This window comes from Dorea sp. OM07-5 (genome assembly GCF_003481355.1).
Lineage (GTDB): Bacteria > Bacillota > Clostridia > Lachnospirales > Lachnospiraceae > Dorea_D > Dorea_D hominis.
Map to the genome: position 1 here is coordinate 1 of NZ_QUKZ01000002.1, position 16,104 is coordinate 16,104.

The 16,104-nt window shown below is 37.8% G+C and carries 16 protein-coding genes; 12 read left to right on the forward strand and 4 right to left on the reverse strand.

What is annotated here, in order from left to right:
• Positions 1 to 128 precede the first annotated feature (128 nt).
• The 3 genes from DXC04_RS01800 to DXC04_RS01810 are packed head-to-tail and all read left to right on the forward strand — an operon-like array spanning position 129 to position 1,677.
• The gene (locus DXC04_RS01800) at positions 129 to 662 is read left to right on the forward strand and encodes a hypothetical protein (RefSeq protein ID WP_117537250.1); all 534 of its coding nucleotides are present in this window, start codon (positions 129 to 131) and stop codon (positions 660 to 662) included.
• 6 nt (positions 663 to 668) lie between these two features.
• Positions 669 to 893, forward strand: coding sequence for a hypothetical protein (locus DXC04_RS01805; RefSeq protein ID WP_118659694.1), 225 nt, complete (start codon positions 669 to 671; stop codon positions 891 to 893).
• Between the two features lie 55 nt (positions 894 to 948).
• Positions 949 to 1,677 carry an ankyrin repeat domain-containing protein gene (locus tag DXC04_RS01810; protein ID WP_279220481.1) on the forward strand — a complete coding sequence of 243 codons (729 nt, stop codon included), beginning with the start codon at positions 949 to 951 and terminating at the stop codon, positions 1,675 to 1,677.
• Between the two features lie 706 nt (positions 1,678 to 2,383).
• Here DXC04_RS01810 and DXC04_RS01815 read toward each other — a convergent pair.
• Both DXC04_RS01815 and DXC04_RS01820 read right to left on the reverse strand, forming a co-directional pair.
• Positions 2,384 to 4,495: an immunoglobulin-like domain-containing protein gene (locus DXC04_RS01815; protein WP_117980959.1), complete on the reverse strand. Its 2,112-nt coding sequence runs from the start codon at positions 4,493 to 4,495 to the stop codon at positions 2,384 to 2,386.
• A 442-nt stretch (positions 4,496 to 4,937) separates the two neighbouring features.
• On the reverse strand, positions 4,938 to 5,558 hold the full coding sequence (locus DXC04_RS01820; RefSeq protein ID WP_009242236.1) for a helix-turn-helix domain-containing protein: 621 nt from the start codon (positions 5,556 to 5,558) through the stop codon (positions 4,938 to 4,940).
• A gap of 526 nt (positions 5,559 to 6,084) precedes the next feature.
• Here DXC04_RS01820 and DXC04_RS01825 point away from each other — a divergent pair.
• From DXC04_RS01825 to DXC04_RS01860, 7 genes are all read left to right on the forward strand, one after another.
• Positions 6,085 to 7,227, forward strand: a complete 1,143-nt coding sequence (locus DXC04_RS01825; RefSeq protein WP_004610987.1) for an XRE family transcriptional regulator — start codon at positions 6,085 to 6,087, stop codon at positions 7,225 to 7,227.
• Complete coding sequence (locus DXC04_RS01830; protein WP_002341493.1) at positions 7,220 to 7,426, forward strand: excisionase; 207 nt, start codon at positions 7,220 to 7,222, stop codon at positions 7,424 to 7,426. The genes DXC04_RS01825 and DXC04_RS01830 overlap by 8 nt, the downstream gene beginning before the upstream one ends.
• A 78-nt stretch (positions 7,427 to 7,504) precedes the next feature.
• Positions 7,505 to 8,698 (forward strand): site-specific integrase, encoded by a 1,194-nt coding sequence (locus DXC04_RS01835; RefSeq protein ID WP_118036911.1) that lies wholly within the window; start codon positions 7,505 to 7,507, stop codon positions 8,696 to 8,698.
• A 257-nt stretch (positions 8,699 to 8,955) separates the two neighbouring features.
• Positions 8,956 to 9,264, forward strand: a complete 309-nt coding sequence (locus DXC04_RS01845; RefSeq protein WP_158580416.1) for a hypothetical protein — start codon at positions 8,956 to 8,958, stop codon at positions 9,262 to 9,264.
• Between the two features lie 47 nt (positions 9,265 to 9,311).
• On the forward strand, positions 9,312 to 10,241 hold the full coding sequence (locus tag DXC04_RS01850) for a hypothetical protein (protein WP_118659700.1): 930 nt from the start codon (positions 9,312 to 9,314) through the stop codon (positions 10,239 to 10,241).
• A gap of 92 nt (positions 10,242 to 10,333) precedes the next feature.
• Positions 10,334 to 10,855 (forward strand): insulinase family protein, encoded by a 522-nt coding sequence (locus tag DXC04_RS01855; protein WP_158580418.1) that lies wholly within the window; start codon positions 10,334 to 10,336, stop codon positions 10,853 to 10,855.
• A complete protein-coding gene (locus DXC04_RS01860; protein ID WP_118659704.1) occupies positions 10,852 to 11,064 on the forward strand; it encodes a hypothetical protein in 213 nt (70 codons plus the stop codon). Before DXC04_RS01855 ends, DXC04_RS01860 begins: the two co-directional genes overlap by 4 nt.
• Positions 11,065 to 11,198: 134 nt before the next feature.
• Here the strand turns inward: DXC04_RS01860 and DXC04_RS01865 are convergent, their stop codons facing one another.
• Complete coding sequence (locus tag DXC04_RS01865; RefSeq protein ID WP_117537244.1) at positions 11,199 to 12,986, reverse strand: aminopeptidase P family N-terminal domain-containing protein; 1,788 nt, start codon at positions 12,984 to 12,986, stop codon at positions 11,199 to 11,201.
• A gap of 249 nt (positions 12,987 to 13,235) precedes the next feature.
• Here DXC04_RS01865 and DXC04_RS01870 point away from each other — a divergent pair, with 249 nt between their 5' ends.
• Entirely contained in the window at positions 13,236 to 13,607 is a 372-nt protein-coding gene (locus DXC04_RS01870) for a hypothetical protein (RefSeq protein WP_117537243.1), read from the forward strand.
• A 122-nt stretch (positions 13,608 to 13,729) separates the two neighbouring features.
• On the opposite strand, the gene DXC04_RS01875 is transcribed toward DXC04_RS01870, so the two are convergent.
• Entirely contained in the window at positions 13,730 to 15,085 is a 1,356-nt protein-coding gene (locus DXC04_RS01875; RefSeq protein WP_117537242.1) for a peptide MFS transporter, read from the reverse strand.
• A 304-nt stretch (positions 15,086 to 15,389) separates the two neighbouring features.
• Between DXC04_RS01875 and DXC04_RS01880 the strand changes: the two genes are divergently transcribed.
• A complete protein-coding gene (locus DXC04_RS01880; RefSeq protein WP_199692515.1) occupies positions 15,390 to 16,031 on the forward strand; it encodes a hypothetical protein in 642 nt (213 codons plus the stop codon).
• Positions 16,032 to 16,104 lie beyond the last annotated feature (73 nt).

Genomic DNA, 16,104 nt, shown 5'->3' on the forward strand with positions numbered 1-16,104 from the left:
GCAATTTCTGAATATATGAAACAGAATTTCCCTGCTGTTTCGAAAAACTTTAATATTATATGTCACGAAATGGAGTTGTGGATTGTTACTATATATGTAAGAAAATTATCTGAGAAAGAGGTGAATCTATGTTATATGAATTATCATTTAACTACTGGGACGATGATCCGGCGAATGATGACGAGATAATCCTGGCAGTGTACTCATCCGAAGAGCAGTTAAAGAAAGGGCTGGAGAAATTCAAAAAGCAACCAAGATTTGCAGGGAAAGAAGACAGCTTTGGGGTTAGCGAAAGAAAGATCAATGAAGAAAATGATTTCTGGGAAGAAGGTTTTATAATTGAGTATTATGAACCTTATGAAATAACTGTAGAAAAGGGGTTTGTGTTGCAACAGATAGATATAAAGTATGATTTTGCTATGTATGATACAAATGTCTGGGGAGATCCATTATTTATGGATGAAGTACATGATTATGAAGATCATGCACAATGTTTTGTGTATCAAAATCGGAAGAAGAACCAGTTCTATTGTTTTGATAAAAAGCAGAAGAAGATTATCTTTGAAACAAAGTTAGAAGCAGAAATGAAGAAACATTTACAGGAAACTTATGGTATTTCTGATATGAAATTAAAAGCGATAAGACTTAATGAGATGGAGTGATGATTTATGTATGTATATCAGTTGACACATGTGAATGGTATAAGTATTAAAGTGATAGGTTATTTCGGGAGCTGGAAAAAAGCTCGCCAGGTGATGAAGAAATATCGTTCGCAGGTACAAGGATTTAAAGGGTTTCCAAGGTGTTTTCGGATTAAGAAACTGCGAGTCAATCAGGATGATTTTTATTATGGATATTCTAAGGGGAAGAGTGTAAATGAGAAAACTTTGTAAAAATACACTGAACAGATTTCTAATAAGAAGCATTAAAATGAATTGCAAAAAGCTTATGCTGCAAACAATACATATGGGTGCAGACATTGATTGGCTAGACAAAAATGGGCTGGCGCCTGTAGAATATGCCTGTATATATGAAAACTACGATTTGTTAAAGATATTGGTGAATGCAGGATGCAAAATTAACTGGAAAGATCATAATAGTTTGTGCTTATACCTGGCAGCTAGAAATGAATACAAATTGCTTTGGGCACTTATTCAAAGAGGTTTAGACATTAATGTAGATACATATAGGGGATCAACGGCACTATATTGGGCAGTTCAGGAAAATAGTTTTGAGAGTGTAAAAGTGCTTTTAAAAGCAGGTGCTAAAGTTAATTTGTTAGATGATGAGGGGATGACGCCATTGTATTGTGCCTGTGCTGATGGAAATAATAAAATTGTTCGTTTACTTTTGAAATATCACGCAGATGTAAATTTGGAAAAAAGAACATCGGTTTTAATGATTGCAAGTTGTTTCGGATGTTATAATACAGTGAAAATCTTGCTGGAAAATGGTGCGAATGTAAATTTTTATGATAAAGAGGGAAGAAATGCATTATTTCATGCGAGAGCAAGAAAAGACAGTGATCCGAAAACATATTTAAAAATTGAAGAACTTTTGTACAGCTATGGTGCAGACGATTCCGTCAAGGATTATCGAGGAATAAGTGCAAAAGATATGGAGGATTCTAAGATTCGGAAGATGATATGGAATGAATTAGTCGGGGAAGATGAATAAGCTATTATTAGAAAAATTCATTTTTCGGTCAATAAAAATAAGTGGGGAAATAAGCCTAAAATGACGAAATATTGAATGAACCTGATAGGAGCAATTGCAAGAGTAAGTCTGAGTTGAGATAATTCGAAATAAAGCCAAAGAAACTGGTTAAGAGTTAAGCTTTAATCCAGAATATTCAAAATAAAGCCAAAGAAATTAGGAAGTATTCTAAGCTCAAATTGAAGAAATTCTAGATTAGGTCAACAAACCAGGATGGCAAATAAGCTCAAATTAAAAAAGATAGAAATAGAGCTAAGAAACTGAACAAGAAAATAAGCTTTAAACAAGAAAAACAGACATTGAGTCAAAAAGTAGGTAATAGAATAAGTTTTTGATAAGGAGATAATAGTTGGAACCACTGAAAAAGCTACTTATAAATATTTTTGGACCGAAGTCAGATCCATGGACACATGCGAGAGCACTTCGGATAGGTAAGAAAATTTTAAAAGGAATATTTATATTAAATTTTATATCTGATTTTTGATTATCCGCATAAACACTATACTTTCAAGCATTTTGAAATATAGGAAAGCACTCATTTTACCACGAATTTACCACGATTGAATGAGCCTTGATATGACGTAAGAATTTGAAAAGGACACCGTATAGTTTGGTGTCCTTTTACATGAAAATCATTAGTCGCTATTGATTGTTATTATACATTTTGTTAATTGTTCTTATTTCTTTTACGTTTTTTACCGAATAAAACAGCTAATACACCGGTTGAACCAGCAAACATAGAAGTAAACAATCCTACGTTTGTCATATCACCTGTTTTTACAGGGTTCTTTTGTCCGCTAGGCTTTGTTGGAGTAGTTGGCTTGCTCGGTTTCTGTGGCTGTTGTGGACTTACAGGTTTATTTGTTACTTTTTCTTTTACGGTAACTGTAATTGTTTTTTCAGTAATTGCACCATTTTTATCTACTACACGGAAAGTTACATGATAAGTGCCAGCCTTAGAAGTATCTACATCATTTGCAATAATGTTATCTTTTGTTAAAATAATCGTTCCGTCCTCTTTATCTGTTGCTGTCACATTTGCCAATGGGTCGAACGTATCGCCTACATTCAATGTAACATCATTTGCTGAAATGATTGGAGCAGAGTTAAGGTCGCCTGTATTTTGTTTCACAGTTACAGTAATCGTTTTTTTAGCAGAAGCTCCGTTTTTATCTGTTACTTTATAAGTCACATGGTAAGTACCAGCCTTAGAAGTATCTACATCATTTGCAACAATATTATCTTTTGTCAAAGTGATAGTTCCGTCCTCTTTATCTGTTGCTGTTACATTTGCCAATGGGTCGAAAGTATCGCCTACATTCAATGTAACATCATTTGCAGAAATAGTTGGTGCTGTATTATCTTCTCCTTGTGAGTTTAACGATAATTCTACTTTTAAAACAACGTTTCCATCTTTATAAGTACCGCAATCATACTCATAAGTAACTGGTTTTTTTACATCATCTACCGTTATAATTCCTGTATCTTTATCTAAAGTTCCATTTGCAGTAACTTTTACTTTTGAAATATCTATTCCTTGTTCAACATCTTTTTTTAAGTCGATTTTATTCCCTTTAATATCAATATAACCGTTGCCTACAAAAGCATGATTATTTTCAAGAACTTTATTCTCTCCGACATTTAACCAGTATAAATCATCGCAAATTAATTTTTTAATTTTTGTGTTTTTACTTATATCAAGACCTCTTATCCCTTGTTCAAAAATTTCACCGCAACGTAGCATTTCAAGTTCTAAATTATTGCTTAAATCTAATTTTTTAATAGTTGTATCATGACAAAAAAGGCGTGTCAGTTTTGTGTTTTTTGTTACATCTAATTCAGCTATATTTGTCCTATAACATGATAGTTGTTTCAAATTAGGGTTCTTACTTATATCAAGTGTTTTTACTTTTGTATCTCCTATATCTAAAGTGACTAATTGCGGATTATGTGTGACATCAAGTTCCATTAATCCTGTATTGCTACAAGATAGTTGTTCTAAGTTAGGATTGTTTGTTACATCTAAATTGGAAATAGAGGTACTATCTGCAAATAACGTATTCAATTTTTCATTCTTAGATACATCAAGACTGTTAATTGATGTATTATCGCAAACGAAAGCTTCCAAATTCGGATAACGTGTTAAATCAACGCTTCCTACTTTTGAAGAACGACAATCTAATCTTTTTAAAGATGAGTTTTTAACCGGACTTAAGTCTGAAACAGAAGTCGTAGAAACATCTAAAGACTGCAAATTTGTTAGATATTGAATACCCTCTAATGAAGATATCGTTTTCATACCATGTAAGTTTAAGAATTGGGCTTTTGATATTTCATCAACAGATAACACACTATCGCCGTCTTTATCAAATTCTGCAATGATTTGTTCTCTAAATACTTTGTCTGGAAAATGTGTTTCATCAATAGCAATGCTTCCAGCTTTTACTTCTGTATTTTTGCTTGCTTCAACGGTCTTATCTTCGGTAACCACTTCTTTTTCTGGTGTTGCAGGTGTTTCCTGTTTTGTACTTTCTTCTTTTAAAGTTTCTGCATTTTCAGCAGTTTCTTCCTGTTCCTTGTCTGTTATATTCTCTTGTACTTCTGCGTTTTCTGTTTTCTGTTCCACAGGAACTTGCTCTGTCTTGTTTTCTTCTACAACGGCTTCCTGCACAACTTCTGTGTTTTCCTGTGCCATGACAGGAGTAGGAAGCCCTGTAAGTGCAGTTGTTGTTCCAATCATCAATGCGGAACTTACTGCAAGGACTTGTTTTTTCTTCATAGTTTGTTCACTCCTTATTTTTCATAAATTCTTTGCATAGAAAAACGCACAAACTCCCCCTTATAACTGGATAATCTGTGCGTTCTGTTTATTATTGATAGAATTGAAAAAAGGGCAGAATTTACTTGTCTGTCTGTCTGTCTGTCTGTCTGTCTGTCTGTCGCAAGCGTAACAATGTGTGAACATGACTGTCAACCCTTTCTTTCAAAAAAATTCAATCCTTGCTTCTATACAAAAAACATTATACTGGAAACAAACACTTCTTTCAATCTTTTTATGCGTGCAAGATAAAAAAATTGAGACATCACACTTTTCCTTTTTTCCTCTTGAGTACCCACAACAGAAAAGAAAAAACCCTGTCAAGAGCTTGCCACCATTGGTGGTGCTTTGCACTCTTGATCGGGCTTTTTGTTTGCTGTATCTTCTCGCAAGAGGAAAAAGATTACTCGTCCTCATCATCAAAATGGTTATTCCTTAATACTTCCCGTAACAGTTCCATATCCTCTTTTGAGTTCGGATTTATCATTTTCACGACTTGATAAGGTGTCCTATATTTATGTCCCTCTATGCTTTCCCCAAACATATCCATACTGTATAAATCATCATAGCGGTCTAGTAATTTTTGAAACTTCAAATGCTGGATAAATTCTTTGATTGGGTAAAGGTCGGACGCTTCAATGCTTTTCCCGTTGATATAGTCTGTAATGTATTCCCGTAACTTTTCCAATTCATATTCCAGCCATTCTTCCTCGCTGTCAAAGAAGTTATCATAGTGTCCGTGTTTCAGTTCTGCATTTAGACGTTCTTCTGTTCTTAAAAACTGACAGACTTCTTTTTCAGACTGATTGACATACTTCCATTCTCCCGATAATAATTCATTCGGCGTTACGTCCAGCACTTCCATTATCTTTTCCAGCGTTTCATAAGCAGGATAGTTCAACCCTCTTTCAATCTTGGAAAGGCTCTGCATATTGATACCGATTTTGTCCGCAAGTTCCTGTTGTTTCATTCCCCTAAATTTTCTTATGGTCTGTATATTATTTCCTAAATGGCTTATTTTCATTGCACAACCCTCCATATCTCGTTATATCTTCACTGTTATAAGTCTATCATGCTTAATATGATTTGTAAAGACAAAAAAAGATATTGACAAATAAGCATATAAGAATTACTATGCTATTGTGAGTGAATAAGCACAATAGAATGAAATACAAAAACATTCAAAAAGAAATCCACATCTGATTAAACCCGTAGATATGAATATTGGTTGAAATGGAACTTGTTAGAAAAGGCAAAACAGGACTTGCTGACAAAGTATTTCTGACACGGTGGCGGAAGCCTCTCAGGCTTACCGCCATGACACCTTGTGTCAAGGGGAAGAAATGCTTTGTCGGCTGGCGAGCCTGCGAGCCTTGACTGTGCCCCCGTTATCTAACAGGGGGGCACTATTTCACAAAAGACAAGTCAAAAACCATACAACCCCAAACCTGTGAGTAGTAATGAGAAGTTTTAAGAAGATAGTAATTTCACATTCTTTTGAATAGTGGTTTACAGGTATTTCAAGGCTGTTGTGGGATTGGAGGAATACAATGAACAATTTAGAATTTGCACTTGAAATGAAGAACAAACGTCTTGCAAGCGGTCTTTCACAAGGAGAACTTGCAAGTCTTACCCATGTATCAAGATATAGTATCAACCGCTTTGAGAACGGAAAAGCCAACGCAAGTAAAGAAACACAGAACATTATCCTGCGTTGTCTGAATTACTATGTCTGTGATAAGCCTTTTTATCTGCTCGTTGATTATCTGTCTGTCCGTTTTCCAACGACTGACGCATTAGAAGTTATCCGAAAGGTGCTTGGCATGAAAGCGGACTATTTTATCCATTATGACTATGGGTATTATGGCTATAAGGAGCATTATGCCTACGGGGAAATCAAGGTCATGGCTTCTGATGATGAACACATGGGTGTATTTTTAGAATTAAAAGGGGCAGGCTCACGCAACATGGAATATGTCTTACAGGCACAGAACAGGGATTGGTATTCATTTTTAAACCGCTGTCTTGACTGTGGCGGTGTTATCCGACGTTTTGACTTGGCAATCAATGATATGTGCGGTCTGCTGGATATTCCCGTTTTGTCTGAAAAATACAAAAATGGCGGTGCGGATTGTCGCTGTAAAAACTATGAAAATGTACAAGGTGGAAAACTAAGCGGAAAAAACCGTAATTTAGCAAGTACCCTTTATATCGGCTCAAAGGCAAGCACAAAATATTTCTGCCTGTATGAAAAACAAAAGGAACAGGCAACCAAAAAGAAACATACGGATATTATCAACCGTTTTGAAATTCGTCTGCGTGATAAAAAGGCAGTACAGGCAGTTGAGGAATTGTTATTGACATATAACCCTCATGGGTTGGTGTTTTACCTTATTACTGATTTTGTGCAATTTCCCGATTATCCGCTGTGGGAGATATTCATTTCCCATGACAGTTTACCTTTTGAAATGAACCCCGTACCTGTCAATATGGAACGCACTCTGCAATGGCTGGAAAGACAGGTCATGCCGTCAATCGTGATGATAGAGGAAATCGACAGGCTGACAGGCTCAAACTACATGAAAATGATTGATGAATGTACCCACCTTTCCGAAAAACAGGAAATGCTTGTAGAACAGATGTGTACGGATATAGCAGATGTAATCGAAAGTGAGGGGGTGTTTTATGAGTAATGCACAGGATATTCCCGTATGGGAAAAATATACCCTTACCATTGAAGAAGCGTCAAAGTATTTCCGTATCGGAGAAAACAAGTTAAGACGATTGGCAGAGGAAAACAAGGACGCTGGCTGGCTCATTATGAATGGCAACCGCATACAGATTAAACGCCGACAGTTTGAACAGGTTATCGACAAATTGGACGCAATCTAATGCAAATGAGCCTTGTATGTGTTATGATGAACACAAGTCATATCAAGGCTCTTTCCAACAAGGAAAGGAGCAGACACCATGAAAGAAAAAAGACGGGATAACAAAGGTCGTATCCTGCATACTGGAGAGAGCCAACGAACAGACGGAAAATACTTATATAAATATGTAGACGCATTTGGAAACACAAAATATGTGTATGCTTGGAGATTGACACCCACAGACCCGACACCAAAGGAAAAACGGGAAAAACCCTCACTTCGTGAACTGGAACAGCAGATAAGACGGGATATTGAGGACGGTATCGACAGCACAGGCAAGAAAATGACGCTTTGCCAACTTTATGCCAAACAGAACGCACAGAGGGCAAATGTGAAGAAAAGCACACAGAAACAACGGGAACAACTCATGCGGTTATTGAAAGAGGACAAGTTAGGTGCTAGGAGCATTGATACAATCAAACCCTCTGACGCTAAGGAATGGGCGTTACGCATGAAAGATAAAGGCTTTTCCTATAACACCATTAACAACCATAAACGCTCGTTAAAAGCGTCATTCTATATCGCCATACAAGACGATTGTGTAAGGAAGAACCCTTTTGATTTTAAGTTAAGTGAAGTCCTAGAAAATGATACCAAAGAGAAAGTCGCATTGACAGAGGAACAGGAACAAGCCTTACTCTCATTTATCAAGACAGACAATGTGTATCACAAGCATTATGATGATGTGCTGATACTGTTAAAGACTGGACTTCGTATCTCGGAACTGTGCGGACTGACAGTAGCTGATATTGATTTCAAGAATGAAGTTGTAATTATCGACCACCAGTTACTAAAGAGCAAGGAACAGGGCTATTATATTGAAACGCCTAAGACGAAAAGCGGAATAAGACAAGTGCCATTAAGTAGAGAAACAATACAGGCATTTCAACGGGTTATGAAGAAACGCCCAAAGGCAGAACCATTTGTGATAGACGGACAGAGCAATTTCTTATTTGTCAATCATAAAGGCAAGCCCAAAGTTGCGATTGATTACAACGCCTTATTTGTCCGTATGGTAAAGAAATATAACAAGCACCACAAGGACAATCCCTTGCCACATATCACACCGCATACTCTACGCCATACATTCTGCACAAGACTGGCAAGCAAGAACATGAACCCAAAAGATTTACAGTATATCATGGGACATTCAAACATTAGTATCACAATGAACTGGTACGCTCATGCGTCCATAGATACCGCAAAATCAGAGGTTCAGCGTCTAATCGCATAGAAGTATTTACCACGATTTTAACCACGCTTGATAGCGAAAATATAAGAAGATAGACCTAGATATGTGAGGTTTACCACAAAAGCAAAATGCCCGTAGAGCCTATAAAATAAGGCTTTGCGGACATTTAAGGAGATATAAAAAGATAGTCAAAAAGACATATATAATTTATTGTAAATATTGTGTTTTTTGTTTTGGCTGTAAAGTACGGAGGAGATGCGACTTTTGCACTGTGCGGCTGGTTTATAGTCGCAAATTTGATGATTGTAATAATAATAAAGTTCAAAGATTACAATTTCATTGCCGAAGTAATCATAAATGGAAATGATATTTGTTTTGAATTGCCGGAAGAAGTAATTGTTGTATCAAAAGATGATATAAAAGAAATGATTTATATATTGTATGAAGTGCTTGTTTATCTGAAAAACGGGAAAAGGCTCTATGCCGACCGAAAATTTTGCCCGCCATATGTTGTTGCAGATGGCAGAAAACATCAGGGAATCAGAGCAGAAGACTTTGTGGGTGTAAAATTTATCATGAGGGAAGAAGATACAACGTTTAGAAGATAGTAGAGGTTAGAGAGACAGTTTCCGACTGAAAGCAGAGGAGAAAGCCAATGAGTTTTGTATATAATGATAAAGCATGGCAGATTGTTGAATATAAGAATTTGTATTATATTGAACTGTATACGCGTTCAATCCGTGTTTATAACCAATCATTTGATCAGATATTGAAAAGAGATAATCCGCAGTATTATTATGCGCAGATTTTAGTTGTAGAAGATACATTGTTCGCGATGGGGAAAGATACAACATTTATTGATGTGCTGAAAATACCATCCTTAGAATTAGTGAAAAGGATCAAATGGAATGAGGAACGATATTTTGTACGAAGTGAATCGACAAATATGATATACAATAAGCAGGAACAACTTGTATATTCAGGCTTGTATTCTGATAAAAAAGACACTGCTGTTTTAACGATAATTCATATAAATGAAGATTACAGGGAAGAGGTTGTCTGGCAATCAGAGCATACATATTTATTGCAGATTCTTTATAACAAGAGAAAAAAAGATTACTTGCTGTGTTATAGAAAGATATACGAAGAAAACAGGAGAGAAGTATTCTGGGAGGAGCTGGCATGGCTTAGAAGCGGGAAAATGTTCATGCGCTATGAAATGGAGCAAGATCAGGATTTTTGGGATTATGCATTTGACAGAAAAGAAAAAAATTGGTTTCGTGGATGTTTTGCGCCGGCTTGGAAATCGTATCTGATAAAATTAGAAGATAGCAGAAAAATGGATAGCTTTAGAAAACTGACCGAAATAAATGATTTGCTTGCATTTTCCGAGGATGGGAAGCGATGCGCTTATGTGATACCGGGGAAGACCTCAAAAGTATACATTTATTCTCTCGAAAAAGAAACATGTGAGCGGGAAATTACTTTGAAAGATTCAGAGCTTAGCTGGTGTGAAATTCAATTTGTTGGGAATCGGTATATAGCAGTCAGAGGCTGTGATTATATGTTCTGGTATGAGATATGATTCTCCGGTTGTACAACCTGTATATTCCAGCTATAATAAAATTATAGGAATCCTTTGATATTTTACGGGAATGTAATCCGTTTGCTGTGGATATGCTGATGAACATATTCGTAAATGGAGATGGAGCAAAGTTACAATGGAAATTAAAGGATAAAAAGGGCTGGACAGGAGATGTCTTTGGCAGCATAGAAAATTTTGCAAATTTTGCCAGATTTAAAATTGATTATGCAGTCGAAGAAGAAGATCTGCCAGATTCCATGATCTGTTTTGCTAAGACACTTCAGAAAGCAAAAGAAAATTTATCCGAAAAAGACAGAGAAGAAGTGATTGGATTTCATACATTCCAGCCGGGACTATGGGATGACTCTTGCGAATATAATCAGTATATTGCGGAAAATGTGTTTACACAGGGTAGTTCTGCATATGAAGTGAAAGAGATTATCCGCCAATATGAAAATGTTACAGTTGAAGAATTAAAACAACTGGCAAATGAGATATTTACGCCGGAAAATATGAGCATCAGCGTTGGCTATGACAGTTGGTACACGAAGAAATCAACTTTGGAAAAGAAATGCCGGAAGATGCGAAAAATACTGGGAGGACAATACTTATGATGAATAAAATATCAATTATTACATTTATAGGAATGATCATTACCGGACTCATATCAGTCGCGGTGTTTCTCGCGCCGGTAAGTGGTTTCCTTATGTATCCGTTTTTTGCGGGCTTCGCAGCACTGCTTGGGATTGTGAGCGCACTGCTTGCAAGAGAACATAAGATTTTGCGCGTATTTGACATTCTTATTAAAAAATTTCGAAATTAAGCCGAAAATTTTCAAAAAACAGGCTCCGGCGGATTCCCGCCGGAGCCTGCAATCAATATATGCAATTTTACTATGCAAATAGCTTAGCTGGCAGCCAGAAAATCGTGTAGCCAGAGAAGCCTCGCAGTCAAAGCCTAGATTGCTCTTGTGTATTCTTTGAGCCATTCTCTTTCCTCATCTGTAAGGTGCGGTCCGATCTTCTCATATACGTCTTTGTGGTAGTTGTTGAGCCATTCTCTCTCAGATTTGGTCATCTCTTCCGGATCAATTCCGTCAAGGTCGATCGGAGCGAAAGTGATCGTCTCGAAGTGCATGAACTGACCATATTTGTTCAGTTCACCTTTTCTTACGATAAATTCATTTTCGATACGGATACCGAATTTACCATCTTCGTAAATACCAGGCTCGTCTGTGATAACCATACCTTCTTCTAACTGATGATGCTCGTTCTTGCTTGGAACAACATACCAGCGGAAGCCTGTCGGTGGCTCGTGAACATTTCCAAGGTATCCGACGCCATGTCCGGAACCGCACTGGAAGTCAATGTTCAGATCCCAGATCGGCTGTCTTACGAGGACATCCAGGTTGTAACCGTGGCATCCATAGAGGAAGTTCGCACGGGACAGGTTCATCATAGCACGTACAACGGCTGTAAAATATTTCTTCATATCCTGATCGATAGAACCAAGGATGAAAGTACGTGTAATATCTGTAGATCCTTCATAGTATCCGCCGCCTGTATCATTCAGGAACATTGCGCCTTCTTTTAATACAACGTCTGTCTCTTTACTCGGAGAATAATGCATCATAGCTGCATGATCTGCAAATGCGCACAGAGGTTCAAAACTGTCGCGGATATATCCTTCCTGAGCCGCTCTTAAGCTTGTCAGCTTGTCAGCAGAGCTTAACTCTGTAATATCTTCTTTGTCGTAACGAGTCTTGATCCAGTACATGAATTTTGTAATCGCAATACCATCTTTGATATGCGCTTCTTTGATGTTCTCCAGCTCAACATCATTCTTCATAGCTTTCATAAGAATTGTCGGGTTGGCAGCTTCTACGATCTTGCAAGGAATGTTCTTGTAAAGTGCGTAGTTCATCTTCATCGGATCGATGAGGGCAGTCTCGGAAGCATCCAGTTTTTTAATGTCTTCGTAAATGTCATTGTACGGATGAAGTGTAACATTTACTTTCTTGAACTCTTCCAGAATACGGTCATTTAACTTCGTCTCGTCAACATAGAGATCTACACCGTCCATTCTTACGATAGAGTAAGAGAGCAGTAATGGGAAGAAATCAATATCATCACCACGGACATTTAACAGCCAGCCCGTATCATCCAGAGATGCGATAATATGTACTGTTGCACCATTGTCTTTCATGACTTTGCGGACACGCTCCAGTTTGTGTGCTGAGCTTTCGCCGGAATATTTCTCCTCAAGGAAGAATGCTGGTTTGTCAGAAAGCGGCGGTCTGTCTTCCCAGATCTGGTCGATCAGATCTTCTTCGTAATCAATAGAAATATTCTTCGGTGAAAGAGCATCTTCATATTCTTTTCCTTCATCCATGGAAAGAACACGTCCGTCAAATCCAACCTTTCCGCCTTCCGGAATCTTGTCTGCCAGATATTCTGTAACAGATGGAGTATCCCCAACGAACATTTTCATAAGGCGGACTCCACTGCCTTCCAGTTCGTTTGTAGCCTGGAAGAAATAACGTCCGTCTGTCCAAAGACCTGCATCATCCTGGCATATAACAGCAGTTCCGTAAGAACCACTAAAGCCGGTGATGTATTTTCTGGCTTTGAAATGTTCTCCTACATATTCACTCTGGTGGAAATCGGCTGTTGGAACGACATAGGCATCAATTCCTTTTTCAGCCATCAGAGCACGCAGTTTTGCGATTCTTTCTGATACTTTCATTTGAAAATCCTCCTTAGTATTTAAATCTGTCTATATTTTAACACTTATTAGACTAAAGTACAAACCTGTTTCTGAAATTTTATAGATCATTTTATAGATCTTTTATTATCATTGATTGAAAGCCGGGATGTTTTAGCGTATAATAGACAGAGCGGTATACGAAGAAATATAGACTTATAAATTTGTAAGATGTCAGAGCGGTATACGCAGGAATCAATAGAAGAAAGGGTACAAGACGGAGGAGAGAACATGGTAAAGTATTTATTAGTAGTTGCCGGTGGCCTGATTTTCCTTGCTGGATATTCTTTTATGAAGAAGAATGAAGGCTCCGGTAAGACAATGCGTATCTATGCATTGTTTGCATATGCGGGATTAAGTCTTATCATTCTGGCAGGTGCGAGGGTATTGGATCCAGTATTTGCACAGATGGGAAGCTGGGCCGATAACATACAGCTTGCAGTGCAGGCAGCATGTTTTGTAATCGGAGCAGAAGTTTTATTAAAACCTGCTTTTGAAGACCAGAAAGAGAAACGGACTTCCAAGAAGATCACATCCAGAGGAAGTGTCAGCCAGACGAAGATGACTTATACGCAGTCAAAAAAGAATCATAAGAAGAAGTAAGTTATAAATGGGAATCAGACAAGTGCTGGTTCCCATTTATTGTGTATTGCTATAACAAAAAGAGTTGTCGTACTAACCGAAGTTAGTAGACAACTCTTTTTATGTACGATATTCAGTTTGAATTATTCGCCTTCAACCATTCTGTCGAACTTCTTAGTAAATGCTAACATGATAACTCCGCAAGCGATGATGATAGCTGTTACTGTACCATAAGCTTTAACGAAGTCGAAGTTTCCGAGCCAGTTATAAAGTGGTCCGTAAGCTTTACCAGAGAAGAAGATGATCAGTGGCCATACACCAAGCATTGTTCCGAGAAGTTTCTTCGGAGAATACTTGCTGATGAAAGCGTTTCCAAGTGGTGAGAAAATAACTTCACCAACAGTCATACAAACGGCTGTCAGAATGATTACCCAGATACCAACCGGATGCTCAGAGCTCTGTCCTGAAAGAACTGCTGCAAGTACCATGGATGCTGTACAAAGACCAAGTACGATGATTCCTAAAGCTGTCTTTGTGAACATTCCCCAGTCTCCCTGTGGACGCTGTCTCATCTTAGCCCAGATTCCTGCAAATACAGGGCAAAGGATGATACAAAGCAGACCGTTCATAGAGTCGAACCATGCAGTAGGCATCTCGAAGGAACCGATGTTCCAGTTAGCCCATCCTTGTCCTCCCTGAGAAGCTGGACCGAATTCATAGTAAACTGGCATGTATGCCATGTACCAGATCAGCCAGAAGACTCCAGAGAATAATGTTACGATCAGAATAGCGATAACACGGTTTCTCTCAAGTTTGGTAAGTGGAGCGTTGTCTTTCTCTTTGTCAGCTTTCTCAACATTTTCTGTACGGTTGTCAACCAGGAATGGTTTCTTACCAGCATCGCCGAAGAATCTCATTCCGAATAACCACCATGCACAGTCGATGAACATGAAGATTCCGCAAACGAGGAACATCTCACGATATCCAACGTTAGTACCGACCAGTGACAGGAAAGTTGTTCCGATGAATGATCCGATGTTAACGAATGAGTACTGAAGACTGAATGCAGTATCCAGTTCATCCTCATCAGATGATGGGAACAGACGTCCGTTGATACCAGAAACGTTTCCTTTGAAGAATCCAGTTCCGATAGCAATCAGGACGATCATTACCCAAAGCATTCCAACTCCGTTAGCTTTCCATGCACACAGGTATCCGAGTCCCATAAGAATCTCTCCAACTGGTACAAGAAGACGAGGACTAATCCAGCGGTCAGCGATATATCCACCAATAACTGGTGTGATATAAGTAAACGCTACCAGGTTAGAACTCATTGCAGCACCTACGGATTTGTCTAATCCAAGACCACCCTTTGCTGCAGCGACTACGATAAAGATCGACAGTCCCCACTTAGCAGCATAGTATGCAAGTCTTTCGAATGTGAAAGAGAGGCAGCATACATAGAAGCCAAATGGAAATTTTTTCTTAGTGTTTTCCATGAGTTTCACCCTCCAATATGAAATTTTTCATGATGTACAAAATGTAGAGACATAAGTTCTAAATTTTGCGCTCTCAATGTCCTATATGATAGCATAACTTAGACTAAAGTACAACCAATTAATTTAAGAAAATGTTAAGTTTTTCATTTTTTGTCGTTTTTTTGACATAAATATGCCATAAAAAGGATAAAAAAACACCCATTTGGTAATGCAAAATGCATAATTGTCAGAAAATTAACGGGGAATATAAAAAAAACGTAAAATGCTTGAATGTTAGTATCTGAACATATATAATGAAACGGATATGTTTTACAAAATGATAATAGAAGAAAGATGGGGAAGATTTATGGCAGGACGTTATTGTGTGAAGTATAAGGAATCTCAGAATACATTGCAGAAGATCTGTAAGCTGTTCCGAATGGATGAGAGTGATATTACGCTTAAATTTGTAGTATTTTTCCTTGGAATCCTGATTTTTTATTTTGTTATGAAATTTGGAAATCCTGGCAATGATATGACAAAGTTTGTTGTACGGTATATAATCTGGTGGATTGCAGCTTTTGTAGTTGGTATTACATTTAACCGTACAATCTGGAGAAAGGCTCTGGATGCTACAGCAATCGGAGATGCGGAAGACCAGTTCCTTAGAAGAAATAAACTGAACGGTGGAACTGTATCGACTGAGCTGGATTTTTACGACGATCATTTTGACAGTGTAATGGAAATGAAGACAAGATCCTTTCAGTATGCGAATGTCGTTAAATTACTGGAATCGGAAGATGCATTTGCGGTTGTTGTGAAGACAGAACCGGACAGCAAAGGATCACCGAGAGCAATGTGCGGCTTCCCGAAGGATGCGCTGGAACAAGGAAGTATTGATGAGCTGAGAGCATTTTTATTGGAACGCTGTACGAATATGAGGCGCAAGAAAGTAAAGAAATTTTAAGATATTATTAAAGAACAGGACATGGAGAAGCAATGCAATTGCTTTCCGTGTCCTGTTTATTTATTATGGCGAC